The sequence below is a fragment of the Actinomadura formosensis genome (genome assembly GCF_050948385.1).
GTDB classification, from domain to species: domain Bacteria; phylum Actinomycetota; class Actinomycetes; order Streptosporangiales; family Streptosporangiaceae; genus Spirillospora; species Spirillospora formosensis.
Map to the genome: position 1 here is coordinate 2759563 of NZ_CP192011.1, position 24547 is coordinate 2784109.

The window sequence follows — 24547 nt, forward strand, 5'->3', positions numbered from 1 at the left end:
CTCCAGCGTCGTCGTGTGATGGATCTGCGGTGAATCCGCGGATGAAAAGGCCCAGCCTAGTGCTCCACGCCCTCACGAAAGAACGGCGCCCCCGTTGGCAGATTGCGACGGTTTCGCAGCTGGGCGGGGACCGGTAGACCCTTGCGTATGGCGAGGCGGCTGCGGATAGGGATCGACACGGGCGGGACGTTCACCGACGTCGTCGCACAGGACGAGCACGGCGGGCTCGTCACCACCAAGACGCCCTCGACGCCCGCCGACCCCGCGGAGGGCTTCGCGAACGGCGTCGCGAAGGTGCTCGGCCTGCTCGGCGCGCGGCCCGCGGACATCGCGGCGCTGTCGCACGGCACGACGGTCGCGACGAACCGGCTCCTGGAAGACCGGATCGACGACCTCGGGTTCATCACGACCGAGGGGTTCGAATCCGTCCTGGAGATCGCGCGGCAGAGCGTCCCGGACGGCTACGGCAACAGTTATTTCTGGGTGAAGCCGCCGCGGATCGTCCCCGCGCACCGGGTCCGGGGAGTCGGCGGGCGGCTCGACCACACCGGCGCGGAGATCCGCCCGTTCGACGAGGGGGCGGCGGTCGCGGCGGCCCGCTGGTTCCGCGACCGGGGCGTCCGCGCGATCGGGGTGTGCCTCCTGCACTCCTACGCCGACCCGTCGCACGAGCTGGCGATGCGGGACGTCCTGCGCCGCGAGCACCCGGACGCGGTCGTGTCGCTGTCCTGCGAGGTGCTGCGCGAGTACCGCGAGTACGAGCGGTCGGTGACGACGCTCGTGGACGCCGCCGTCAAGCCCGCGATGAACGGCTACCTGGCGCGGATCACCGAACGCGTCGCGTCCCGCCTGCTGGTGATGAAGAGCAACGGCGGCGTGCTGTCGGCGGAGGAGGTGGCCGGGCAGCCGATCACGACCGTGCTGTCCGGCCCGGCCGCGGGCGCGCTCGGCGCGGCGTTCGTCGTCGCGCGCAGCGGACACGGTTCGGTCGTGACGCTGGACGGCGGTGGAACCTCGACCGACGTCGCCGTCGTCCTGGACGGCGAGCCGACGCTGACGACCGAGGGCTCGATCGGGCGGCACCCGGTCAAGATCCCGATGATCGACATCGTGACGGTCGGCGCGGGCGGCGGCTCGGTCGCGTGGCGGTCGCCGGAGGGCGCCCTGAAAGTGGGGCCGCGCAGCGCGGGCGCCGACCCCGGACCGCTCTGCTACGGCCGCGGCGGCACCGAGGTCACGGTCACCGACGCGCACGCCGTCCTCGGCCGCATCCCGCCGCATCTGCTCGGCGGCGAGGTCCCCCTGGACGTGGCCGCCGCCCGCCGGGGCCTGGAGACCCTGGCCGGGGATCTCGGCCTGCCGGTCGAGCGGGCCGCCGCCGGGATCCTGGAGATCTCGGCGTGGAACCAGGCCAACGCGATCCGGCAGATCACCGTGAAGCGGGGCCTGGACGTCCGCGACTACCCGCTCGTCGCGTTCGGCGGCTCGGGGCCGCTGCTCGCGTGCCGGCTGCTGGACGTCCTCGGGCTGCCCGCCGCGCTCGTCCCGGAGAACCCCGGCAACCTGTCGGCGTTCGGGCTGCTCACGGTGGACGCGAGGAACGACCATGTGCGCACCCGGGTCGTCCGCGACGCCGAACTCGACCCCGCGCTCCTGGCCTCGGTCTACGCCGACCTCGAAGGCGAGGCCGCCGCCACCCTCGCCCGCGAGGGGTTCGCGGAGGACCGGCGCCGCTTCGCCCGCTCCGCCGACCTGCGCTACCACGGGCAGGCGTTCGAGGTCCGCGTCGCCGCCCCCGCCGGGCCGCCGGACGAGGGGTTCCGCGCGCAGGTCGTCCGCCGGTTCCACGACGCCCACGAGGCCCTCTACGGCTACTGCTACCGCGACGACCCGCGGCATCCGGTCGAGTGGGTCAACCTGCGCGTCTCCGGCATCGGTCCGATCGAGCGCCCGCGGCTCACCGCGCGCCCGGCCGGTGACGGCGACCCGTCGCGGGCCCGCACCGGCACGCGCGGCGTGTACTTCGACGCCTGGGCGGAGACGCCGGTCTACCGGCGCGAGAAGCTCGCCCCCGGCGACACGATCGAGGGCCCGGCGGTCATCGAGGAGTTCGGCTCGACGCTCCCGCTCCACCCCGGCTTCACCGCGGCCCTCGACCCCTACGGAAACCTGGTGGTCACGCGATGATCGACCCGATCCTGCTGGAGATCGTGGAGGGGACGCTGGCGTCGGTGGAGCGCGAGGTCGAGACGGCCATCGCGCGGACGGCCCGGTCCCCGATGATCCGGGACGCGCACGACTTCCGCGCCGGGATCCACGACCGCCGCCTCCGCAAGCTGACCGGGCGGTCGTACTCGGCGCTCGTCCAGCCGGTCGCGCGCGACTTCCCGCTGGAGACGATGCGTCCCGGCGACGTGTTCTTCCACAACGACGTGTACCTGTCGGAGGGCGGGATCGGGCACCTGCCGGACCTGTGCGTGACGGTCCCGGTGTTCCATGACGGCGAGGTGGTCGCGTTCGTGCAGGCGTTCGGCCATCACGACGACATCGGCGGCGCCGTCCCCGGCTCGATGCCGAGCCATGCCCGCAGCGTGTTCGAGGAGGGCCTGATGGTCCCGCCGATCAGGCTATGGGACCGGGGCGTCCCGAACGAGGCGGCGCTGACCATCATGACCCGCAACTCGCGGATGCCCGACTCGCTCGCCGGCGACCTGGACGCCGAGTGCTCGGCGTGCCTGATGGGCGCCCGCCGCCTCGGCGACCTGTTCGCCCGGTACGGCCGCGCGGACGTCGAGGCGTGCTTCGACGCGATCATCGACCGGACGACCGAGACGTTCCGCCGCGAACTGCTCGCCAAGATCCCGGACGGGACGTTCGTCTGGGAGGACTACGCCGAGCACGACGGCGTGGACCCGCCCCGCCTGCACGCGCAGCGCATCACGCTCACCGTCGACAAGGCGGCCGCCGTCCCGCTGATCATCGACTTCACCGGTACGTCCCCGCAGGCCAAGGGGCCCATCAACCACGCGGGCGACTATGCCGGCGGCGTCTTCCTGAAGAAGTGGCTGGCACCCGTCCTGCGCAACCTCGCCGACACCCCGGAGCGGGCCGCCGAACTGGACGTCAACGAGGGCGTGGTACCGCTCGTCGAGATGCGCTTCCCGGAGAAGGGCACGCTGCTCACGCCCGTCTTCCCGGCACCGACGAACGCCCGCACGTTCGTGATCCTGCGGCTGCTCGGCGTCCTCGCGGGCGTCCTCGCCAAGGCGACGGGCGGGCGGATGCCCGCCGACCAGGAGACGATCCGCTACACCGGCGTCTACGGCGAGGACGACCGGGGCCCGTACCTCATGCGCGAGGTCCTCGGCGGCGGCTCGGGCGGCCGGTACTACGCCGACGGCGAGGACACCATCCACATCGTGCCCGACTCCCGCAACATCCCCGCCGAGTTCGCCGAGGCCCGCTGGCCGTTCATCGTCGAACGCCTCGGCCTGGCGACCGACTCCGGCGGGCCGGGGGAGCACCGCGGCGGCCTCGGCTACGACAAGCACATCCGGATGCTCCGCGACGCCCGCTACATGTCGATCGCGGACCGCTCGATCCTGTCGTGCTGGGGCGTCAACGGGGGCCGTGCGGGACGCCCGTTCCGCGTGGACATCGACGGCGAGGAGATGGACGGCCTGGTGGACGACCACCCGGTCAAGGCCGGCCAGATCATTCGCATCCGCACCACGGGCGGCGGCGGCTGGGGCGACCCACTGAACCGCGATCCGTCCCGCGTGGCCGCCGACGTCCGCGACGGCAAGGTCTCCCTGGACGGCGCCCGCGACGACTACGGCGTCGTCCTCACCGACGGTGTCGTTGATGAGGAGGCGACCCGGACCCTGCGCGCGCGCCTGCGCGCCGAACGCGGCCCCCTCCCGTTCTTCGACCGTGGCCCCGGCTACCCCGAACTCTCCGGCGGCGCCGCCACCGCCGAAGTCGACGCCCTCGAAGCCGGCCCCTCGCTCGGCGAGGCATGACGAGAACGAATTCAGAGTAGGACCCGGCATCCTCGCTTGCGGTGTGACGAGCGCGAGGGCGACTGACGCACCCCTGGTCAGGTGCGGGTCAGTCGAGAGGTCTGGTGGCGCGGAGGGTGTACATCAGGGGGATGCGGGGGCGGCCTTCGGGGAGGCGGTAGGCGGGGCCGTGGCGTTCTAGGACGGAGAACCGTTGCCAGAGCGTGTGGTCGTGTTCGTGCAGGAAATCGAGGCGCAGTCCTGCGGTGGTCAGGGCGGTGACCACCTCGCCCAGTCCATGGACGAACTCGATCGAGCGGGTGTGCTGGACGGGGGCCTGCGGGTCGGCGTAGCTGCCGGCGTCCGGCTCGTCCCAGATCTGGGGTCCCTCGGCGAAGTAGTCGTAGGTGACCGAGCGGCCTTCCTCGTCGTCAAGGGTGTCGGCGAAGGGGTGGAACTCCGCGAGGTAGACGAACCCGCCCGGACGCAGAAGGGACGTGACGGTCTCGGCCCAGCGGTCGATGTCGGGTAGCCAGCACAGGGCGCCGAGGCCCGTGTAGACGATGTCGTAGGTTTCGCCGAGAACCATCGGCGCGTCGTATACGTCGGCTACGACGAAGCGGGCTTGCAGTCCTGTTTCGTCCGCCACTGTGCGGGCGGCCTCGACGGCCTTCTCGGAGAAGTCCAGTCCGGTCACGTGCGCGCCTCGCCGGGCCCAGGAGAGGGTGTCGAGGCCGAAATGGCACTGCAGGTGGACCAGCCGCCGGCCGGTGACGTCCCCGACTTCGGCCGGCTCGAATTCCCGGAGGGTCTGGCCGCCGGCCTTGAATCCGGCCACGTCGTAGAAGTCGCTGGCAAGGTGGATCGGGACTCGTTCGTCCCAGAGCGCCTTGTTGGTCCTGAGATAGTCGGCATCCGCCATGGTCGTGAGCGTAAGGCAGTTGTGGCCTCATCGGGTTGAGAAGCGGTGTGGGGTGAGGGTGGTGCCGTCCACGTGGAGGTCGCAGCGGGACTGCGTTCCGTCTCCGGTGAAGTGGGCCTGCTCGCGGGCGGCCCAGCGCTCCCAGGCGTCGGCGAATTCGGGGCCGTCGCGGTCGAGGGCGCGGGCGCGGCGGAGGTCGCGCGGGGCGTCCAGCCAGATGCGGTAGGCGGCGGGGGAGCCGGTCCAGGCGGAGCCGACGCCTTCGATGATGAGGATGGGCGGGGGCGGGATCTCCTCTGCGGGGCCGTAGGAGTCGTGGCGCCAGTCGTAGCGGCGGAGGACGGCCGGCCGTCCGCCGCGGAGCGGGTCGAGGACGGACGTGCGGAGCGGTTCCCACCAGGTGAGCGGGTCGGCGTCCCAGGGGATCCGGAAGTCGTCCGAGCGGATGACGGGCGCACCGGCCAGGGCCTCCGCCAGGTGGTCGGCGAACGTCGACTTGCCGGCGCCGCTCGGGCCGTCCACCGCGACCAGCCGCACCGGGCCGCAGGACGGCGGCAGCGCGAGCAGGCGCGCCGCGAGGACGGGGTAGCTCAGGGTCGGGTCCGGCACGGACGGCATACTTCCAGGTGCCGGACGAGAGGGAGAGGGGCGAGTGATGGACCTGCTCGGCGGGACGGGCGGCCCGGTGCGGGTCGCCGGCCGGGAACTGGCGCGCGACGAGCTGCTCGGCCGGGCCTGCGCCGTCGCCGCGGAGATCGCGGGCGCGGACGCCGTCGCGGTGCACGCCACCGCGTCACTGGAGACGGTCGTCGCGGTCGTCGGCGGCATCCTCGCGGGCGTCCCCGTGGTGCCGCTGCCGCCCGACTCCGGGCCCGCCGAGCGCGCCCACATCCTCGGCGACTCCGGCGCGGACCTGCTTCTCGCCGCGGGCGGCGCCACGGAGCAGGCCGATGGCGAGCCGCCCGTGCTCCCCGTCGACGCGCTGCCCCGCGGCGGGAGCGTCCGGGGCGAGGTTCCAGCCGACGCCACCGCGCTGATCCTCTACACGAGCGGCACGACCGGCGCGCCGAAGGGCGTGCTCATCTCGCGGAGCGCGATCGCCGCCGGGCTGGACGCCCTCGCCGGCGCGTGGGCGTGGACGCCCGACGACGTCCTCGTCCACGGACTGCCCCTGTTCCACGTGCACGGTCTCGTCCTCGGTGTCCTCGGAGCCCTGCGGGTGGGGTCGCCGCTCGTCCACACGGGGCGGCCCAAACCCGAGCTGTACGCGGCGGCGGCGCGCAGCGACGGCGGAAGCCTGTTCTTCGGCGTCCCGACCGTCTGGTCGAGGACGGCGGCCGACCCCTCCACCGCCGCGGCCCTGCGCGGGGCGCGGCTCCTCGTCTCGGGCAGCGCGCCCCTGCCCGTGCCCGTCTTCGAGCGGCTCTCCGAGCTCACCGGGCACCGCCCGGTCGAGCGCTACGGCATGACCGAGACCCTCATCACGGTCAGCGCGCGCGCCGACGGCGACAAGCGGCCCGGCTACGTCGGCACACCGCTGCCCGGCGTCGAGACCCGCCTCGCCGCCGACGACGGCACGTCCGTCCCGCCGGACGGGGAGACGCCAGGGGAACTGCACGTCCGCGCGCCGCTGCTGTTCAAGGGCTACCTCAACCGCCCCGACGCCACCGCGAAGTCGTTCACGCCGGACGGCTGGTTCCGCACCGGCGACATCGCCGCCATCGGCCCGGACGGCTGGCACCGCATCGTCGGCCGCGCGTCCACCGACCTGATCAAGAGCGGCGGCTACCGGATCGGCGCCGGCGAGATCGAGAACGCGCTGCTCGCGCACCCGGCCGTCCGGGAGGCCGCCGTCGTCGGCACCCCGCACGACGACCTCGGCGAGCAGGTCACCGCCTACGTCGTCGCCGACGGCGTCGCGGAACGCCAGCTCATCGACTTCGTCGCCGAACGCCTGTCGGCGCACAAGCGGCCCCGCGTCGTCCACCTGGTCGACGCGCTGCCGCGCAACGCCATGGGCAAGGTCGTCAAGGCCCGCCTGAGCGAGCTCTAAGGCGGCAGCTCCGCGAGGACGGGGGACCAGGCGTCCACCGGCCGCGTCGGCAGCGTCGTGGGTCGGGAACATGACACCTGTCATGCCGATCGGGTGCCAGGCGCCGCCCGAACCGGTGACACGCGCCCCTACCGGCGCGCACGCGTGATCACGAGGCTGGGGACATGGAGAATCCAGCCATCAGCGTCGACGGCCTCCGCCAGCGGTACGGGGACTTCGAGGCCGTCGCCGGCATCTCGTTCGACGTCGGCGCGGGCGAGCTGTTCGCGCTCCTCGGCACGAACGGCGCCGGCAAGACGACCACCCTCGAAACCCTGGAGGGACACCGGGCCGTCCACGAGGGCACGGTCCGGGTCCTCGGGCACGACCCGCACGGGGAGCGCCGCAAGGTCCGCCCGCGGATCGGCATCATGCTGCAGGACGGCGGATTCTTCGCCGACCTCACCGTCGCCGAGACCATCGACCACTGGCGCGGCTTCACCCCGGGGGCACGCGGCCGGGACGAGGCCCTCACCGTCGCCGGGCTGGCAGGCAAGGCCGGGGTGCGGGTGCGGCAGCTGTCCGGCGGCCAGAAACGCCGCCTCGACCTCGCGCTCGCGCTGCTCGGCCGCCCCGCCGTCCTGTTCCTGGACGAGCCGACGAGCGGCATGGACCCCGAGGCCCGCCGCGCCACCTGGACCATCGTCCGGGACCTGGTCGCGGACGGCACGACCGTCCTGCTCACCACGCACTACCTGGAAGAGGCCGAGCACCTCGCCGACCGGCTCGCGATCCTGCACCGCGGCCGCATCGAGACGTCCGGGACGGTCGCCGAGGTCGTCGCCGGGCACGGCGACCGCATCAGCTTCCAGATGCCCGGGCACCTGCGGGTCGCCGAGCTTCCCGACCTGCGCGGCGCCCGCGCCGACATCCGCGTGGACGGCGGCCGCACCGTCGCGTCCTACACCGTCGACGGCACCGGACTCCAGACCGGCCTCTACGAGCTGCTGCGCTGGGCCGACGCGGAAGAGGTCCGGCTGGACGGCCTGCGGGCGCGCAGCGCGTCCCTCGAAGACGTCTTCCTCGGCACCGCCGAAGGAGCGGCCCGATGAACCCGTCCGCCGTCCTGCGCGTCGCCCGCCTCGACCTCACCCTGCTCTGGCGGAACCGGACCGCGCTGTTCCTCGTCTTCGGCCTGCCGGTCCTGTTCGCCGCCATGCTCGTCCCCGTGCGGGGCGAAAGGATCGGGGGCGTGGACGGAGCGCTGCTCCAAGGCACCGGCCACCTGGGGTTCTTCCTCATCTTCGCCGTCTTCATGAACCTGGTGAACGTGTTCACCGCCCGCCGCGAGGACCGCACGCTCAAGCGGCTGCGGGGCACCGCCCTGGCGGACGCCGAGATCGCCGGCGGCAGCGTGCTCACCGCGGCCGCGCTGTACGCGGTGCAGGCGGTGGCGCTGCTGGCCGTGCTCGGCGGCGCGCTGGGCGGCCGGTTCCCCGCCGACCCGGTCCTGCTGCTGGCCGGCCTCGGGGGCGGTGTCGCGGTGTTCGCGGCGCTGGCGTTCGCGGTGTCGGGGATCACCCCGAACGCCGAGCTGGCGCAGCTCACCGTGCTCCCGATCATGTTCGGCTGCATGCTCGGGGCCGGGGTGATGTTCCCGCTGGACGGCCTGCCCGGATGGCTCCAGGAGATCTGCCGGTTCGTCCCGCTCAGCCCCGTCGTGGAGATCGCCCGGACCGGCTACTTCGGGCAGGACTTCGTGCACCGGGCCGACCATCCGTCCGTCGGCATCGCCGAGGGGTGGCTCACCTGCGTCCGGTCCTTCTGCGTCCTGGTCTTCTGGGCCGCGCTCGGCCGCGCCCTCGCCGCCCGCTGGTTCCGCTGGGAGCCGCGGCGCGGCTGAACCGTCACCCATTACAGTGCGAGGCCGGAGGGACGGGGACATGACGGTCGCGACGACGGCGGACATCGAGGAACAGGCGGCCCGCAGGCTGGAACGCTACCGGCGGGTGACGTACCGGTCGTTCCTGTTCGCCGCGTTCGGGTTCCTCGCGCCGGGCCTGGCCGGCGCCGGGGCCGCCTACGCCGAAGGTCACGTCGGTGTCCCGGCCGTCATCGCGGTGGTCGCCGGGCTGGGGCTGATGACCTGGTGCTACGCGCGGCTCGTCCGGACCGGCCTGGAGGGCGCGGCGTCCCGGCGCGACATCGCGGTCAGCGGCGCCGTCGCCGGGGCGCTGAGCCTCATGATGCTCACCGACCCGCTGTTCAGCGTGATCCCCGTGTTCTGGGTGTCCGCCGTGGTGCTGTCGCCGATGGGCCGCGGGCGGATCATCGCCCTGTGCGCGGCCGCGGGCATGTTCTGCGGGGTGCTCTCCACGGTCGGGGTGACTCGCCTGCACGGCGCCGGGAACCTGCCGTGGTTCGCGGTCCTCCCGCTGACGACCGCCCTCTACACCGCGGTCTGCGGGGTCGTCGCGTTCGTCAACCGCTACCAGCGGCGCATGTGGGACCTGCACCAGGAGGCGTACGCGGCCCGCGACGCCCTCGCCCGGCTCGCGGTGACCGAGGAACGGCTCCGCTTCTCCCGCGACCTGCACGACCTGCTCGGCCACAGCCTCTCGCTGATCGCGGTGAAGAGCGAGCTGGCGATGCGGCTGGCCCGCGACGATCCGGACCGGGCGGGGGCGGAGATGGCCGACGTCCGGCGCGCCGCCCGGGACGCGCTGCGCGAGGTGCGCGCCGCGGTCCGCGGCTACCGGGCCGTCGAACTGGACGCCGAGCTCGCCGGGGTGCGGGCCGTGCTGGAGGCCGCCGGCGTCCGCTGCGCGATCGGGGACCCGCCGGACGGGCTGCCGCCGGAGGTCCGCTCCGTGCTCGCCTGGGTGATCCGCGAGGGCGCCACCAACGTGATCAAACACAGCGAGGCGCGGCACTGCTCGATCGCCCTCACCCTCTACGGTGGCTCCGTGGTGGTGGAGATGCGCAACGACGGCGTGCGCGGCGCGGAGACCGGGGAGGGCTCCGGGCTGACCGGCCTCACCGAGCGGGCCGCCGTCCTCGGCGGCGAGATCACCGCGGGCCGGCACGGCCGCGACGGGTTCCTGCTGCGGGCCGCCGTCCCGGTGCCGTGCCCGGACGGGCGGGAGGCCGGCGAGGCGATCACGGCGGGCAGGCCCGCGTGATCCGCGTCCTGCTCGCCGACGACGAGCACCTCATCCGCGGCGCGGTCGCCGCACTGCTCGGCCTGGAACCCGACCTGGACGTCGTCGCCGAGGTCGGCCGCGGCGACGAGGTCGCCGCCGCGGTCGCGGCGCACGACCCGGACGTGGCCGTCCTCGACATCGAGATGCCCGGCGCGGACGGCCTCACCGTCGCCGAGGAACTGCACGCGTCCGGGGCCGGCTGCGCGGTCTGCATCCTGACCAGCTTCGGCCGTCCCGGCTACCTGCGCCGCGCCATGGCCGCCGGGGTCCGCGGGTTCGTCGCGAAGGACGCCCCTACCCAGGAACTCGCCACCGCCATCCGCAAGATCCACGGCGGCGGCCGCTACCTGGACGCCGAACTGGCCGCCAGCGCGATGGCCGCCGGAGACAACCCGCTCACCGCACGGGAACGCGAGATCCTCCGCCTCACCGGCGCCGGGACGGAGACCGCCCGCATCGCCTCCGCCCTGCACCTGTCGGAGGGCACCGTCCGCAACTACCTGTCCACCGCCATGGCGAAACTCGGCGAGCCCACCCGCCTGGCCGCCGCCCGCGCCGCCGAGCGGATGGGCTGGATCTGACGACATTTAGAAACTACTCTGCTACATTCTGTCAATGCTCCTCGTGTATACGGGGATGGCCCTACGGGGATGGCCCATGGGGCAGGGGTTTCCCGACACTGGCGGACGGTGCTCCCCGCGTACGCGGGGCTGGGCCTAGGCTTGCGGCGTGAGTGAGTCACTGGTCGAGCGCATGCAAGGATTCGGCGAGACGATCTTCGCTGAGATGTCGGCTCTCGCCGTCCGGACCAGTTCGATCAATCTAGGCCAGGGTTTCCCGGACAGTTCGGGCCCGGAGTCCATGCTGGACGTTGCCGTGGAGGCCATCCGGTCGGGGGCGAACCAGTACCCGCCCGGCCCCGGACTCCCGGACCTGCGGGAGGCGGTGGCGGCGCAACGGCTGGAGCGGTACGGGCTGTCCTACGACCCGGCCACCGAGGTGTTCGTGACCGTCGGGGCCACCGAGGGCATCGCCGCATCGGTGCTGGCGCTCGCCGAGCCGGGCGACGAGGTCGTCGTTTTCGAGCCCTACTACGACTCCTACGCGGCCGTGATCGCGCTCGCCGGGGCCGTCCGCCGGGCCGTCACCCTCCGGCCGGTGCAGGGCCGGTTCACCTTCGACCCGGACGAGTTGCGCGCCGCCGTCGGACCGCGCACCAAGGCCATCCTGGTCAACTCGCCGCACAACCCGACGGGCACCGTGTTCACGCGCGCCGAGCTGGAGACCATCGCCGGCGTCTGCCGCGAGCACGACCTCGTCGCGATCACCGACGAGGTGTACGAGTACCTGACCTTCGACGGGACCGAGCACATTCCGCTGGCGACACTCGACGGCATGCGCGAGCGGACGGTGTCGGTGTCGTCCGCGGGCAAGTCGTTCTCCGTCACCGGGTGGAAGACCGGATGGGTGACGGCCCCCGCGCCGTACATCCGGGCCGTCCAGACGGTGAAGCAGTTCCTCACCTACGCGGTCAGCGCCCCCTACCAGCGGGCCGCCGCGTACGCGCTGCGGACCGAGATCCCGTGGGTGGAGGAGCTGCGCAAGTCGCTCCAGGCCAAGCGGGACCGGCTCATCACCGGGCTGGAGACCGCCGGGTTCACCGCCCACCGGCCGCAGGGCACCTACTTCGTGCAGGCCGACATCCGGCCGCTCGGGTTCACCGACGGCATGGAGCTGGCCCGCGCCCTGCCGCAGAAGGCGGGCGTCGTCGCGATCCCGACGCAGGTGTTCTACGACCACGCCGAGGCCGGCGCCCACTTCGTCCGGTTCGCGTTCTGCAAGAAGGACGAGGTCATCGACGAGGCCGTGGAACGCCTCGCCCGCCTCCGCTGAGTCCCCGAGAACTGCCGAAGAAACGGCGTTCGTTGGGCGGTTTTCGCCCGTGAGCACCGCCTCCCGTGCGGCTAGCGTCCGACCCGTGACCGGGGTGGAGACCGATCATCCGATCAGCTGAGGAGCGATGACGTGCCCGATCCGATCGAAGTCCGCAAGATCCCCATCGAGAGCGTGACCGACGCGTCCGGGCTGGCCCGGCTGATCGACGACGGCGTCCTGGAGGCCGACCGGGTCCTCGCCGTCGTCGGCAAGACCGAGGGCAACGGCGGCGTGAACGACTACACGCGGCTGCTGGCCGACCGGGCGTTCCGCGAGGTGCTGATCGCCCGGGGCACCCGGACGGCGGACGAGGTGGCGCGCGTCCCGCTCGTGTGGTCCGGCGGCACCGACGGGGTGCTCAGCCCGCACGCCACCGTGTTCGCGACCGTCGACCCCGCGAAGGCGCCGGCGTCGGACGAGCCGCGCCTGTCGGTGGGTGTCGCGATGAGCGACGTCATCCGGCCCGAGGACATCGGGCGGCCCGCGATGGTCGAGACGGTCGCGGCCGGGGTCCGCGCGGCCATGGAGACCGCCGGGATCGACGACCCGGCCGACGTCCACTACGCGCAGACCAAGACGCCGCTGCTCACCCTCGACACGATCAACGACGCGAAGTCGCGCGGCCACGACGTCGTGACCGAGGACACCCTGAAGTCGATGGACATCTCCAACTCCACCACCGCGCTCGGCATCGCCGTCGCGCTGGGCGAGATCGAGATGCCCTCCGCCGAGCAGATCCACCGGGACCTGGCGCTGTACTCGTCGGTGGCGTCGTGCTCGTCCGGTGTGGAACTGGACCGGGCGCAGATCGTCGTCGTCGGCAACGTCCGCGGCATCGGCGGCCGGTACCGGGCCGGGCACGGTGTGATGAAGGACGCGCTGGACGCCGACGGCATCTGGGACGCGATCAGGACGGCCGGCCTCGACCTGCCCGAAAGGCCCCGCGCGTCCGACCTCGGCGACCGGCTCGTCAACGTGTTCATCAAATGCGAGGCCGACCCGGGCGGATCGGTCCGGGGCCGCCGCAACATCATGCTGGACGACTCCGACGTGCACTGGCACCGGCAGATCAAGGCGTGTGTCGGCGGGGTGGCGGCGTCCGTCACCGGCGATCCGGCGGTGTTCGTGTCGGTCGCGGCCGTTCACCAGGGGCCGTCCGGCGGCGGCACCGTCGCAGCCATCGCCGACCTCGGCTGACCCGCGCGGGAAGAACCGGGGGGAGGGAGAGTGCCCGGGTAGCCGCCCATGGCGGTCGCCGGAGGTTATAGCCTTCCTGCCGTGTCCGGACTGACCATTCCCGAACCGCAGTTCCCCGGTGACGACGGAAGCGCCGACCCCCGGCTGGCCGAAGTGCTCGCCGGGTACGCGGCCGGGCGCATCGGGGCGCACGCGGTGCTGCGGCTGCTGCAGGGCGCCCGGCTGCTGGTGCCGATCGTCGCCGTCCTCACCGAGGAGGAGGACGTCGAGCCCGGTGAGCTGCGGCGCGAGAAGACCAGCGAGATGGCGCTGCCGACGCTGATCGGGGACGACGGGCGGCGCGGCGTGCTCGGCTTCACCTGCACCGAGACGATGAAGGCGTGGCGCGCCGACGCCCGCCCGGTGTCGGTACTCGGCGCCGACGCGTGCCGTGCCGCGCTCGACGAGGGCGCCGACGCGCTGGTCGTGGACGTGGCGGGCCCCGTCCCGTTCGCCGTGGAGGGCCTGCACCTGCATCTGCTCGCCGAGGGCGGTCCCCTCCCGCCGCCGCACGAGGACCCGGACGTCCTCGCGGCGGTCGAGGCGGCGTTCGGCTCCGAGCCGTCCGTGACCGGTGTCCGCGTGCTGGAGGGGACGTCCGCCGAGGTCGCCGTGCGGTTCGCCGTCGTTCCCGGGCACGACGAGCGCGCCACCGTGCAGCGGGTGTCCGACCGGCTCGCCGAAGTGCTGCGCGGCCGCGTCGTCGGCGCCGTCGAGCTGAACGTCGTGCGCCCGTAGATCGTTCGCGCCGGCCCCGTCGGTCTTCGTCAAGACTGGCCGTTGCCGTTCCCGCCGCGCCGTGGTCATGATCAAGTCACCCGGCATGGAAGGGGTCGATGGTGACGGTCCTTCACGACGCACAGGAGTTCCGGCGGCGGGGCTGGTGGCGGGACGGAACATTCCTGGACGATCTCGACCGGTGGGCGGCCGCCGCCCCGGACCGTCCGGCGGTGGTCGGGCATGTCTGGGAGACCGGGGACGCGCCCGACACCGTCCTCACCTACGCGCGGCTCGCCGAGCTGGTGGACCGGTGCGCGGCGGGCCTCGCCGCGCTGGGGATCGGCCCCGGCGACCGCGTCGCGATGCAGCTCGTCAACCAGTGGCAGGCCACCGTCCTCGCGCTCGGCTGCGGGCGCGCCGGAGCGGTCGTGGTGCCGTACTACATCGCGACGGGCGCCGTCGACACCGAGTGGATCCTGCGCGAGTCCGGGGCCCGGGCCGTGGTGTCGCTGGACGGGGTGCGCGGGCTGGACATCGCCGCGACCATCGCCGGCATGCGGGACCGGCTGCCCGCGCTGCGCCACCAGATCGTGGTGGGGGAGAAGGTCCCCGATGGCGCGATCGGCTTCGAGGACGGGCTGCTCGCGGCGGACGGCGCCGCGCCCCGGCACCGGCCGTCCGGCGACGACGTGTTCCAGATCATGTACACGTCGGGGACGACCGGGCGGCCGAAGGGCGTCCGGCACTCCCACAACACGCTGTACGCGATGGCACGTTCCTACACCGTCCCGCTCGGGCTCGGCGAGGACGACGTGCTGTCCACGCCGTGCATCGTCGGCGGGCAGGGCGGCTGGCTCTACGGGATGCTGGCGCCGCTCGTCGCCGGCGCGACGGCCGTGTGGGCGGACGCGTTCAACCCCGGCGACTTCCTCGACCTCGCCGCCGAGTACGGGATCACCGCCGCGTACTTCACCCCGCTCATCCTGGACGAGCTGGTGGCCGAGCAGCGGGAGAACCCGCGGACGGTGGCGCTGCGGCACATGGTCACCGGGTCCACCCCGATCCCGCCGGACCTGCCGGGACGGTTCCACGAGACGTTCGGCCTCCCCGTCCGGTCGCTGTGGGGGATGACCGAGAACGGCGGCGTCACGATCAGCCGCCCGGACGACCCGCCGGACTGGGCGTCCCGCAGCGACGGCCGGCCCGTCGAGTGGATGTCGGTGCGGCTGGTGGACGAGGACGGCGCCGTCGTCGAGGACGGGCCGGGACGGCTGGAGGTCCGCGGCGCGAACATGTGCCTGGGCTACGAGGGCGCCGACGAGGTGTTCGCCGCCGCGCTGCACGACGGCTGGTTCGCCACCGGCGACCTGGCCCGGCCGGACGGGCGCGGCGGCATCAAGATCATCGGCCGTACCAAGGACATGATCAACAAGGGCGGGCTGCACGTCCCCGGCGTCACCGTCGAGGACATCGTGCGCGCCGACCCGCGCGTCGCCGAGGTCGCGGTCGTCGGGGAGCCGGAACCGCTGCTCGGCGAGACCATCGTCGCCGTCGTCGTCCCCGCGCCGGGCACCGCGCCGCCCACGCTGGAGGACCTGCGGAAACGGGTCGCGGACGCGGGGATGACGCCCGGCTACGAGCCCGACCGGCTGGAGATCGTCGCCGAGCTGCCCAAGACCCCGACGGGGAAGGTCCGCAAACGCGTCCTTGAGGAGGAGTTCGCCCGGAGGGCGCGCACCGACACCGCGCGGTGAGCACCGGGTCGCTCGCCGGACGGCCCGCCGCGCCGGTGCGCCCGTCCCGGCGCCGGGGCCTGGCGCTGACGTCCGTCATCCTCGCCAACGTCATGGCGGTGATCGACTACAACATCGTCAGCGTCGCGATCCCGCAGCTGCTGCGGGCCTTCCCGGGCAGCACCCTCGCCGGGCTCTCCTGGACGATCACCGCGTACACGGTGGTGTTCGCCGCCGTCCTGCTGCCCGCCGGCGGGATGGCCGACCGGCTCGGGCCGAAGCGGATCTTCCTCGGCGGGCTCGCGGTGTTCACCCTCGGCTCGGCCGCCTGCGCGCTCGCCGGCGGGCCGCTCGGGCTCGTGCTGGCGCGGATGCTGCAGGCCACCGGCGGCGGCGCGGTCGTCGCGCTGTCGATCTCGGTCGGGCTGAGCGAGTTCCCCGGCCGGGCCGGGCACGCGTTCGGGCTGCTCGGCGCCGCCGCGGGCGTCGCCGGCGCGAGCGGGCCCGCGCTCGGCGCCGCGCTGCTGGCGCTCGGCGGCTGGCGCTGGATCTTCCTGATCAACCTGCCGCTCGGCGCGCTCGCCCTGGCCTGCGCGGCGGCCGGCGTCCCGGCCCGCCGCGCGCACGGGCACGGGATGCCCGATCTGCTCGGCACGGTGCTGCTCGCGGGCGGTATCGCCGCACTGGTGCTGGGCGTCGTGCAGGGCCCGGAGTGGGGCTGGACGGACACCCGGACCGGCGCCGCGATCGCCGCCGGCGCCGCGCTGACGTGCCTCGGGGTGCGCCGGTCGCTGCGGCATCCCCGCCCGGCGGCCGACTTCACGCTGCTGCGGGCCGCGTCCACGGCGGCGGGCAACGCGGCGATGGCGCTGCTCAGCGTCACCCAGTTCGCGGTGGCGCTGTGTGTGGCGCTGTTCCTGACCGCGCGGTGGGACTACTCGGCGCTCGCCGCCGGGTTCGCGCTCACTCCCGGCCCGCTGACCTCGGCCGTCGTCTCCTGGCGGAGCGGGTCGCTGGTGCGCCGGGCGGGCGCGCGGACGGTCACGGTCGCCGGCGGCGCGCTCGGCGCCGCCGGCTGGTGCTGGCCCCTTGCGGCGGAGGCGCTCGGCGCCGGGCGGAGCTACCCGGTGGTGCTGCTGCCCGCGCTGGTGGCCGGGACGGCCGGGATGGCGGCCGCCGCCGTGGCGATCGAGACGATCGCGATGGAGGCCGTCCCGCCCGCCCGGTTCGGCAGCGGCAGCGCGCTGATCATGCTGGCCCGGTCCGCCGGCGCGGCGGCCGGCATCGGCGGCCTCGCGGCGGTGCTGCACGAGCCGACCGGGACGGCGTTCCACGTCGCCTGGGCGGGGCTCGCGGCGGGCCTGCTGGCGACGGCGCTCACCGGCGCCGCCGCGGTGAAAGGGGGGCGCCCGCGGCCCTGGAGGGTACCGCGGGCGCCGCTGCGCCGGCATCGGTGATCCGGCGCCCACTGCCGCGAATCAGTACGACCGAAATTGCTCGGTTGAAATGTGGATGACATCAACGGCATCGGCACGTGGCCATTGTTGTGATGCCTTCCTGTTGTTCGCGGAGTGCCGGTGATGGCTTACCACGGAGTCGTGCGCATTTTTCCTCCTCGGGGGTGAAGAATCGTCGAGGGTGCGGATGAAATCACCACGGCTTCGTGCGCATGCGATTCACCTCCTGGTCTCGCCGGGACGGGAACGGGCGCGGAACGTCACCACGGGGGCGTGCGCATACGGGTCACCTCCACTTCTCGGCTTGCACGGGTCCGGACATCCGGGCCCGGGGGAGCGGTGCGGCCGGATCGGGCACGGCGGGGGCGCCCGGGGCGACCGCGTCCGGGGGAGCCGAAGGGCGGGTCAGAGGGCGAGGAGGAGGAAGTGCTGGGGCAGGTGCACGGCCAGGCCGAGCCGCATCGCGGCACTGATCGTCGCGTCCCCGTCGCCGGCCGGGCGGCGCAGCGCGAGCGTCGACTCCTCCCCGTCCAGCAGGGTGATGCCCGCGCGGAAGTCGCCGAGCAGCACCCGGTCCCGCCCGATCATGCGGGTGCGGGTGACGCGCAGCCCGGCCGCATCCAGCGAGGGCAGTGCGCCGCCGCCCACGAGCCGCCAGTACAGGGCGGGGTGCATGACCAGCCCGTCGCATGAGCCGCCCATCTCCTCGACCTCGGCGCAGCCGCTCATCAGCGCGTCCATCACCCCGCCGGCCCGCGCGTCCCGCTGCGGCGCGGCGCGGCGGCGCAGGCCGTCCAGGCGCAGCAGGCCGGGGATCGCGCCGTCGCCGCTGCCGTGCAGCAGCACCTCGTTCTCCACGGTGCACAGGCGGACGGTCACGCGGTGGTCGACGAACCGGGCGAGCAGGGCGGGGTCGGCGCACAGGTCGGCGGGGACCGGGACGGCGACGGAGATCTCCGTCAGCTCGGCCTTGGCGACCGCCGGGCGGAACACCGCCTCGGGCGTCGCGTCGTAGCGGGTTCCGCGTTCGGCGTCGCGCCCGGTGTCCCGGTGCTCCCGCACGTAACGCAGGGTCCGGTCGGTGACGGTGCCGCCCTTGGCCTGCTCGCGGACGGTCGGCCGCGGCCGGGTCGAGGCGAGCGGGAACAGCGTGGTCAGCGGCGCCCGGAGCCGGACCGCCGCGTCGCCGCCGGCCGCCCGCGCGACCGCGATCGCCAGTTCCTCGCCCGGGCTGCGGACACGCAGCGCGGGGTCGTCGATGAGGTAGTCCAGCACGGAGAACTCCCCTCAGCCATGCTTTGCGCGGCCACCCGGATCTCGGGCCGGCCGACAAATGCACGATGCCGGTCCTGCACCGTGCCAACCCAGAGAGTAAGCACGGAGAAGGAGAAATGAAAAGGGCCTCCGTCGATCTTGTTTGAAAAAATTGGCCATGGTAGAACTTCGTAGCGTATTGCAAGGGAGGTGACATGCCGGAGACGGATAATGACACCGGGTGGGCCATGGGATTCGCCGATCCCGTGCTCGATCCCCTGCGCGGAACGGGCCCGCGCCCGGCCGTCCGCCCGGCCCCCGGCTGCCCCCTGCGCGTCCTGACCCGCGACGGGGAGCCGAAGGCCGGCGGCGCGCCGGGTGACGCGGGATGAGCACCGCGACGGCGGCCCGTTCCGGTGCCTCCGGCGACCTGGGCGGGCTGGGCCTGCTGGAGATCGCGCGGCCCCTGATCGGCGCGGCGCGGGACGGCCTGCGCGACCGGCTGCGCGCGCTGCCCGCGCTGCCGGACGGGCTCGCGGAGCCGCTCGTCCGCGAACCGCCGCTCGGCTGGCTCGCGATGGCCGTCCAGCCGGCGCTGACGCGCGAACTCGCCGCGGCGAGGCGGCGGGGACTGCCCGGGGCGACCCCTGAACAGCGTTACGCGTCCTTCCTGCGGAGCCTGCGCGAACCGGAGAACGCACGGCGGATCTGGGCGGAGTACCCCGTCCTCGCCCGGCAGGCCGCCGCCCTGCTGGACGGCTGGGTCGCCGCCCGCGCGGCCTTCGCCCGCGACCTCGCCGCCGACCTGCCCGCCCTCACCGAGACCTTCGGGGAGCTCGGGGCCGTCGCCGACGTCGTCTTCGGGTCCGCCGAGACGCACCGCGGCGGGCGGACGGTCGCGCTCGTCCGCTTCGAGCGCGGCACGGTCGTCTACAAGCCGCGGAGCCTGGCCATCGACCACTGCTTCGACCGGCTCCTCGGCTGGTTCAACGCGTCCGGCGGCGTGGCGCACCCGCTGCGGCGGCCCCGGGTGCTGGACCGCGGCGACCGGGGCTGGAGCGAGTACATCGAGCCCGCCCCCTGCGCGCGGGAGCGGCTCCCGGCGTTCTTCTGGCGGATGGGCGCGCTGCTCGCGCTGACCCACCCGGTGCACGGCTACGACCTGCACGCCGACAACGTGATCGCCGCGGGCGCCGACCCCGTGGTGATCGACCTGGAGGCGCTGTTCCACACCGAGGGGACGCAGCCGATGGCGCGCCGCGCGCGGCTCGGCGACCCGGCCGCCGAGCGGCTGGCCGCGTCCGTGCTGCGCACCGGCCTGCTGCCCGGCCCGCTCGTCATGCCCGACGCCGGCACCGAACGTCCCTTCGGCGTCGACATCAGCCCGCTCGGCATCTCCCCGGGCCGCCGCTCCCTCATCCCCACGCCGATCGTCGAGGAGCCGGGCACCGACCGGATGCGGGTCAGGCTCGGCTACCGGAGCGTTCCCGCGCCCGCCGGGCGGCTGCGCACGCCGGACGGCGGCACCGTCGACCCGCGCCCGTACCGGGACGCGCTCGCCGCCGGGTACGCCTTCGCCTACCGCCGCCTGGCCGCCGCCGGAACCGGCCTGCTCGCGCCGGGCGGGCCGCTGCACGGCTGCGCGGACGTCCCGGTCCGGCTGATCCAGCTGTCGACGTTCCTCTATGTCCGGCTCCTGCTGGAGGGCTGGCGGCCGGAGGCGGTGCGCGATCCCGCCGTCCACGAACGCGGGCTCGCCCGGCTCGACGCCGGCTGGCCCGGCGTCCCGCACCGCGAGACGCTCATCGGCGCGGAGAAGGCGGCGCTGCGGCGCGGCGAGGTACCGGTGTTCGAGATCCGCCCCGGGCACCGCGACGTGTGGCTGGAGGACGGGACACGCCTGCCCGGCGTCCTGCCGGCCGCGCCGCTGGAGGAGACCGCGGTGCGGCTCGCCGCGCTGGGCGAGAGCGACCTCGCCGCCCAGACGGAGATCATCGACGCGAGCCTGGCCGCGCTGGACACCCGGCCGCGCGCCGGGCACCGCGTCCCCGCCGCGCCCGGCGACGACCCCGTCCGGCACGCCCTGCAGATCGCCCGGCGGCTGGAGGAGACGGCCGTGCGGGACGGCGACCGGATCGGCTGGCTCACCGTCGAGGTCGTGGACGCCGCGTCCCGCCGCGTCGTGCCCGCCGGGCTCGACCTCTACGGCGGCCTGCCCGGCATCGGGCTGTTCCTGTCGTACCTGTCCGCCGTGACGGGCGAGCCGCGGGCCGGGAGGCTGGCGGAACGGGTCGCGGACGAGGTCGCCCGCCGGGTCCGCGCCGGCGCGGCGGGCCCCGGCCCCGTCCACCATCTCGCGCACGCCGCCGCCGTCCACGGCCGCGCCGACCTGGCCGAGACGGCACGCGACGCGCTGCTCGCCACCCCCGCGGCGCCCGGCCCGGACGTCCTGGACGGCGAGGCCGGCGTGCTCCTGTCCGCGCTCGCCCTGCACGCCGTGCTGCCCGACGGGCGGGTGAGGGAGGCGGCACGGGCCGCCGGTGAACGGCTCATGGCCATGGACCCGGCCGGCCCCGGCTTCGGATACGGCGCGCCCGGCGCGGCGGTCGCCCTGGCCCGCCTGCACGCCCTGCTCGGCGACCCGCGCCACGCGTCCCGCGCGCGGGCGCTCGCCGCCCCGGCCGCGGGCGCCGAGCCCGGCTGGTGCCAGGGCGCCGCCGGGACCGGCCTCGCCCTGCTGGAACTGCGCTCAGTGCTCGGCGACACCGTGTTCGCCGACACCGGCCTGGAGCGTTCCCTCGGCACCGCCGCCGCGACCGCCCGCGCGGCCGGCCCGCTCCCGGACGACTCGCTCTGCCACGGCACGTCCGGGCTGCTGGACCTGCTGACCGCCCTCGGCGAGCCCGCCGCCCGCCCGCCCGCCGGATGGCGCACCGCCCTGCCCGTCCCCGCCCCCGGCCTGCTCGCCGGCCTGTCCGGCATCGGCTTCGGGCTGCTGCGCCGCGCGTTCCCCGCCGACGTGCCCCCAGTGCTCACGCTGGCGCCCCCGCACCCCTGAGCCATGCTCCCGTTCCCCGTGGAGGAGACGACATGACCGTGGACGTTCAGCCCGGCCTGCTCGCCATCGACGGCGCCGCGCCGGTGCGCACCGACCCCTGGCCGACCTACGACAAGGGCGACGTCTTCATCGACGAGGACGACCTGCACGCCGCGCTCGACGCGATCCGGGACCGGCTCTACTTCCGCTACGACCACCGCCCCTACGCCGAGACGCAGACCGGCCGGTTCGAGCGGGACCTGTGCGCGTACTTCGGCGTCCCGCACGCGCTGTCGTGCGCCAGCGGCACCGCCGCGATCACCCTGGCGCTGCTCGCGCTCGACCTGCCGCCCGGCTCGCCCGTCGCCTGCCCCGCCTTCACCTTCGCCGCGACGCCCAGCGCGATCCTGCTCGCCGGGCACCGCCCCGTCCTCGTCGAATGCGACGACGATCTGCACCTGGACGTGGCCGACCTGCGCCGCCGCCTCACACCCGACGTCCGCGCGATCGTCGTCGTGCACATGCGCGGGTTCGCCTCCGACATGGACGCGATCTGCGCCCTCGCCCGCGAGCGCGGCGTCCCCGTCGTCGAGGACGCGGTGCCCGCGCTCGGCGCCCGGCTCAACGGCCGCCCGCTCGGCACGTTCGGCGACGCGGGCGCGTTCAGCACCCAGTCCGACAAGTCGCTCAACACCGGCGAGGGCGGATTCCTGCTCGCCCGCGACCCCGCCGTGCACGCCCGCGCGGTCGTCTACTCCGGCGCCTACGAGGGACGCATGGCGCGGCACTTCGACGGGCCGCCGCCCCCCGTCGACGACCTGGCGCTGCCGATCTACAGCCTGCGGATGGACGAGATCCGCGCCGCGCTCGCCCGGCCGATGCTGCGCCGGCTGCCCGACCGGCTCGCCGCCCACCGCCGCAACTACGACGACGTCGCCGGGCGGCTCGCCGGCGTGCCCGGCATCGCGCTGCGCCGCCCCGTCGCCGACCACGCCTACCTCGGCGAGGCGCTCGTCTTCCGGCTGCCCGGCGCCGGCGCCCGCGCCACCGCGTGGACCGCCGCCGCGCTGCGCGCCGAGGGCATCGGCGCCCGCGCCCTCGGCGACCCCGGCGACACCAACGTCCGCGCGTTCTGGAACTGGCGGTTCCTGTTCCCGGACGCGGACCGTGCCCGCGCCGAGTACCCCGCGACGGCCGCGCGGCTCGACGAGTCGATCGACATCCCGCTGTCGGCCAACCTCACCGAACGCGACCGGGACCACGTCGTCGAGGCCGTCCGGAAGGTCGTCGGCTCCGGCACCGGACGCGTCTGATGGTCCGCGTCCTGTACGTGACGGGCTGGTGCCGCAGCGGAACGACCCTGCTCGGCAACCTCCTCGGCGAGGTGCCCGGCGCCGTCCACACCGGCGAACTCCGCTACCTGTGGACGAACGGCGTCCTCGGCCGCGGCACCAACACGCTCTGCGGCTGCGGGCGGGAGCTCGCGTCGTGCCCGCTGTGGAAGGCCGTCATCGGGCGGCTCGCCGGTGACGATCCCGCCTGGCACGCCGAACGCGCCGCCGGGCGCCAGCGGGCCGCGCTGCGGACCCGGCACACCGGCCGCCGGCTCGCCGACGCCCGGCACGCCCGCCCTCCCGTGCCGGCCGTGCGCGACCTGGTCCGGCTGTACGAGGCGATCGCCGCCGAGACCGGCGCCGGGCTCGTCGTCGACACCGGCAAGTTCCCCGCCGAGGCCGCCGCGCTGTGCGGCGCGCCCGGCGTGGACGCCCGCGTCCTGCACGTCGTGCGCGACCCGCGCGCCACCGCCGAGTCGTGGCGGCGCGCGAAGGAGTACATCCCGGCGATGGGCCCCGCCCGCAGCACCGCCTACTGGACGGGGTTCAACCTGGCGTCCGAACGTGTCGCCCACGCGTTCCCCGGCCGCTGCCTGCGGCTCCGCTACGAGGACTTCACCGCGCGCCCCCGCGCCGAGCTGATGCGGGTGATGGCGCACGCGGGTCTCACCGGAGACCCGCCCGTCGGCGGCGACGGCACCGCCCGGCTCGGCGTCAACCACACCGTGACCGGCAACCCCGACCGGCTGCGGCAGGGCCGCGTCCGGATACGGGAGGACGACGCATGGGTGCGCGCCCAGCCCGCCTCCGCCCGCGTCGTCGCCACCGCGCTCGCCGCGCCGCTGCTGGCCCGCTACGGCTACCCGCTGCGTCCCGTCCCCGCCCGCGTCCCCGAGGGGGTCTGATGGATCTCGGCCTGTGCGGCCGGGTCGCGCTGGTCGCCGCCGCGACCAGCGGCCTCGGCCTGGCCACCGCCCGTGAACTCGCCGCCGCCGGCGCGGACGTCGCGTTCTGCGGGCGCGACGAGGCGAAGCTGGAGGCGGCCGCCGAGCAGATCGGCGCGGCGGGCCCGGGACGAGCCGTCCCCGCCCGGCTCGACGTCCGCGACCACGCCGCGGCGGCCGCCTGGGTGGAACGCACCGCCGCCGACCTCGGCGGGCCCCACGTCCTGGTGACGAACGCGGGCGGCCCGCCGCCCGGCCCCGGACTCGGGTTCGGCCTGGACGCCTACCGCGACGCGGTCGACCTGTGCGTGCTGTCGCACATCGCGCTCGTCCAGGCGGCGGTCCCGCACATGGTGGAGGCGGGCTGGGGCCGCGTGCTCATGATCGCCTCCGAGACGATGCGGCAGCCGACGCCCCGGCTCGCGCTGTCCAGCACCGTGCGGCCCGCGCTCGCCGGGTTCGCCAAGGCGCTCGTCCGCGAACTGGGCCCGGCCGGGGTCACCGTCAACGTCCTGGCACCCGGCTACCACCTCACCCCCGCCGTCGAGGCGCTCCTCGGCGCCGACCGCGACGCGGACCTGGCGGAGATCGCCGCCGGCGTCCCGCTCGGCCGCCTCGGCGCGCCCGGCGACTTCGGCGCCGCCGCCGCGTTCCTCGCCTCCGAGCGGGCCGGGTTCATCACCGGAACGACGCTGCTGGTCGACGGCGGCCTCAGCCAGGGCATCTGAGAACGGAGACG

General features: G+C 74.6%; 20 protein-coding genes. 17 read left to right on the plus strand and 3 right to left on the minus strand.

What is annotated here, in order from left to right; all coding sequences use genetic code 11:
• Positions 1 to 147 precede the first annotated feature (147 nt).
• On the plus strand, positions 148 to 2187 hold the full coding sequence (locus ACQP1N_RS13070; RefSeq protein ID WP_433231481.1) for a hydantoinase/oxoprolinase family protein: 2040 nt from the start codon (positions 148 to 150) through the stop codon (positions 2185 to 2187).
• Positions 2184 to 4022 (plus strand): hydantoinase B/oxoprolinase family protein, encoded by a 1839-nt coding sequence (locus tag ACQP1N_RS13075; RefSeq protein ID WP_067803305.1) that lies wholly within the window; start codon positions 2184 to 2186, stop codon positions 4020 to 4022. Before ACQP1N_RS13070 ends, ACQP1N_RS13075 begins: the two co-directional genes overlap by 4 nt.
• Before the next feature lie 88 nt (positions 4023 to 4110).
• On the opposite strand, the gene ACQP1N_RS13080 is transcribed toward ACQP1N_RS13075, so the two are convergent.
• Both ACQP1N_RS13080 and ACQP1N_RS13085 read right to left on the minus strand, forming a co-directional pair.
• Positions 4111 to 4923 (minus strand): class I SAM-dependent methyltransferase, encoded by an 813-nt coding sequence (locus ACQP1N_RS13080; protein WP_067803308.1) that lies wholly within the window; start codon positions 4921 to 4923, stop codon positions 4111 to 4113.
• A 27-nt stretch (positions 4924 to 4950) separates the two neighbouring features.
• A complete protein-coding gene (locus ACQP1N_RS13085; RefSeq protein WP_433231484.1) occupies positions 4951 to 5541 on the minus strand; it encodes a uridine kinase family protein in 591 nt (196 codons plus the stop codon).
• A 37-nt stretch (positions 5542 to 5578) separates the two neighbouring features.
• On the opposite strand from ACQP1N_RS13085, the gene ACQP1N_RS13090 reads away from it, so the two are divergent.
• The 10 genes from ACQP1N_RS13090 to ACQP1N_RS13135 all read left to right on the plus strand — a co-directional run bounded on the left by ACQP1N_RS13090 (position 5579) and on the right by ACQP1N_RS13135 (position 17239).
• Positions 5579 to 6976: an acyl-CoA synthetase gene (locus tag ACQP1N_RS13090; protein WP_433232688.1), complete on the plus strand. Its 1398-nt coding sequence runs from the start codon at positions 5579 to 5581 to the stop codon at positions 6974 to 6976.
• 164 nt (positions 6977 to 7140) lie between these two features.
• Positions 7141 to 8067 (plus strand): ABC transporter ATP-binding protein, encoded by a 927-nt coding sequence (locus ACQP1N_RS13095; RefSeq protein WP_433231486.1) that lies wholly within the window; start codon positions 7141 to 7143, stop codon positions 8065 to 8067.
• Positions 8064 to 8858 (plus strand): ABC transporter permease, encoded by a 795-nt coding sequence (locus tag ACQP1N_RS13100; RefSeq protein WP_067803321.1) that lies wholly within the window; start codon positions 8064 to 8066, stop codon positions 8856 to 8858. The genes ACQP1N_RS13095 and ACQP1N_RS13100 overlap by 4 nt, the downstream gene beginning before the upstream one ends.
• 40 nt (positions 8859 to 8898) lie before the next feature.
• Positions 8899 to 10137: a sensor histidine kinase gene (locus tag ACQP1N_RS13105; protein WP_067803324.1), complete on the plus strand. Its 1239-nt coding sequence runs from the start codon at positions 8899 to 8901 to the stop codon at positions 10135 to 10137.
• Entirely contained in the window at positions 10134 to 10739 is a 606-nt protein-coding gene (locus ACQP1N_RS13110) for a response regulator transcription factor (RefSeq protein ID WP_433231489.1), read from the plus strand. The genes ACQP1N_RS13105 and ACQP1N_RS13110 overlap by 4 nt, the downstream gene beginning before the upstream one ends.
• A 148-nt stretch (positions 10740 to 10887) precedes the next feature.
• Positions 10888 to 12051 (plus strand): pyridoxal phosphate-dependent aminotransferase, encoded by a 1164-nt coding sequence (locus ACQP1N_RS13115; RefSeq protein ID WP_084263254.1) that lies wholly within the window; start codon positions 10888 to 10890, stop codon positions 12049 to 12051.
• 132 nt (positions 12052 to 12183) lie between these two features.
• Positions 12184 to 13290: a ring-opening amidohydrolase gene (locus ACQP1N_RS13120; RefSeq protein ID WP_433231491.1), complete on the plus strand. Its 1107-nt coding sequence runs from the start codon at positions 12184 to 12186 to the stop codon at positions 13288 to 13290.
• An 81-nt stretch (positions 13291 to 13371) separates the two neighbouring features.
• Positions 13372 to 14067, plus strand: coding sequence for an SseB family protein (locus ACQP1N_RS13125; protein WP_067803335.1), 696 nt, complete (start codon positions 13372 to 13374; stop codon positions 14065 to 14067).
• A gap of 98 nt (positions 14068 to 14165) precedes the next feature.
• Positions 14166 to 15803 (plus strand): AMP-binding protein, encoded by a 1638-nt coding sequence (locus ACQP1N_RS13130; RefSeq protein ID WP_433231494.1) that lies wholly within the window; start codon positions 14166 to 14168, stop codon positions 15801 to 15803.
• Positions 15800 to 17239 (plus strand): MFS transporter, encoded by a 1440-nt coding sequence (locus ACQP1N_RS13135; protein WP_433231497.1) that lies wholly within the window; start codon positions 15800 to 15802, stop codon positions 17237 to 17239. Before ACQP1N_RS13130 ends, ACQP1N_RS13135 begins: the two co-directional genes overlap by 4 nt.
• Before the next feature lie 405 nt (positions 17240 to 17644).
• Here ACQP1N_RS13135 and ACQP1N_RS13140 read toward each other — a convergent pair whose 3' ends face one another.
• Positions 17645 to 18514: a family 3 encapsulin nanocompartment shell protein gene (locus ACQP1N_RS13140; RefSeq protein WP_217999844.1), complete on the minus strand. Its 870-nt coding sequence runs from the start codon at positions 18512 to 18514 to the stop codon at positions 17645 to 17647.
• Between the two features lie 194 nt (positions 18515 to 18708).
• On the opposite strand from ACQP1N_RS13140, the gene ACQP1N_RS13145 reads away from it, so the two are divergent.
• From ACQP1N_RS13145 to ACQP1N_RS13165, 5 genes are read left to right on the plus strand one after another with little or no spacing between them, the layout of a single operon-like run.
• The gene (locus tag ACQP1N_RS13145; RefSeq protein ID WP_157419292.1) at positions 18709 to 18885 is read left to right on the plus strand and encodes a hypothetical protein; all 177 of its coding nucleotides are present in this window, start codon (positions 18709 to 18711) and stop codon (positions 18883 to 18885) included.
• Entirely contained in the window at positions 18882 to 21551 is a 2670-nt protein-coding gene (locus ACQP1N_RS13150; RefSeq protein ID WP_433231501.1) for a type 2 lanthipeptide synthetase LanM family protein, read from the plus strand. Before ACQP1N_RS13145 ends, ACQP1N_RS13150 begins: the two co-directional genes overlap by 4 nt.
• A 32-nt stretch (positions 21552 to 21583) precedes the next feature.
• On the plus strand, positions 21584 to 22843 hold the full coding sequence (locus tag ACQP1N_RS13155; protein ID WP_433231503.1) for a DegT/DnrJ/EryC1/StrS family aminotransferase: 1260 nt from the start codon (positions 21584 to 21586) through the stop codon (positions 22841 to 22843).
• Positions 22843 to 23769, plus strand: a complete 927-nt coding sequence (locus ACQP1N_RS13160) for a sulfotransferase (RefSeq protein WP_067803857.1) — start codon at positions 22843 to 22845, stop codon at positions 23767 to 23769. The genes ACQP1N_RS13155 and ACQP1N_RS13160 overlap by 1 nt, the downstream gene beginning before the upstream one ends.
• Positions 23769 to 24536: an SDR family NAD(P)-dependent oxidoreductase gene (locus ACQP1N_RS13165; protein WP_067803860.1), complete on the plus strand. Its 768-nt coding sequence runs from the start codon at positions 23769 to 23771 to the stop codon at positions 24534 to 24536. Before ACQP1N_RS13160 ends, ACQP1N_RS13165 begins: the two co-directional genes overlap by 1 nt.
• The last annotated feature ends 11 nt before the right edge of the window (positions 24537 to 24547 follow it).

Coding starts and splice junctions, on each gene's coding strand:
- ACQP1N_RS13070 (WP_433231481.1), top strand. CDS start 148: ATGGCGAGGCGGCTGCGGATAGGGATCGACACGGGCGGGACGTTCACC.
- ACQP1N_RS13075 (WP_067803305.1), top strand. CDS start 2,184: ATGATCGACCCGATCCTGCTGGAGATCGTGGAGGGGACGCTGGCGTCG.
- ACQP1N_RS13080 (WP_067803308.1), bottom strand. CDS start 4,923: ATGGCGGATGCCGACTATCTCAGGACCAACAAGGCGCTCTGGGACGAA.
- ACQP1N_RS13085 (WP_433231484.1), bottom strand. CDS start 5,541: ATGCCGTCCGTGCCGGACCCGACCCTGAGCTACCCCGTCCTCGCGGCG.
- ACQP1N_RS13090 (WP_433232688.1), top strand. CDS start 5,579: ATGGACCTGCTCGGCGGGACGGGCGGCCCGGTGCGGGTCGCCGGCCGG.
- ACQP1N_RS13095 (WP_433231486.1), top strand. CDS start 7,141: ATGGAGAATCCAGCCATCAGCGTCGACGGCCTCCGCCAGCGGTACGGG.
- ACQP1N_RS13100 (WP_067803321.1), top strand. CDS start 8,064: ATGAACCCGTCCGCCGTCCTGCGCGTCGCCCGCCTCGACCTCACCCTG.
- ACQP1N_RS13105 (WP_067803324.1), top strand. CDS start 8,899: ATGACGGTCGCGACGACGGCGGACATCGAGGAACAGGCGGCCCGCAGG.
- ACQP1N_RS13130 (WP_433231494.1), top strand. CDS start 14,166: ATGGTGACGGTCCTTCACGACGCACAGGAGTTCCGGCGGCGGGGCTGG.
- ACQP1N_RS13145 (WP_157419292.1), top strand. CDS start 18,709: ATGCCGGAGACGGATAATGACACCGGGTGGGCCATGGGATTCGCCGAT.
- ACQP1N_RS13150 (WP_433231501.1), top strand. CDS start 18,882: ATGAGCACCGCGACGGCGGCCCGTTCCGGTGCCTCCGGCGACCTGGGC.
- ACQP1N_RS13155 (WP_433231503.1), top strand. CDS start 21,584: ATGACCGTGGACGTTCAGCCCGGCCTGCTCGCCATCGACGGCGCCGCG.
- ACQP1N_RS13160 (WP_067803857.1), top strand. CDS start 22,843: ATGGTCCGCGTCCTGTACGTGACGGGCTGGTGCCGCAGCGGAACGACC.
- ACQP1N_RS13165 (WP_067803860.1), top strand. CDS start 23,769: ATGGATCTCGGCCTGTGCGGCCGGGTCGCGCTGGTCGCCGCCGCGACC.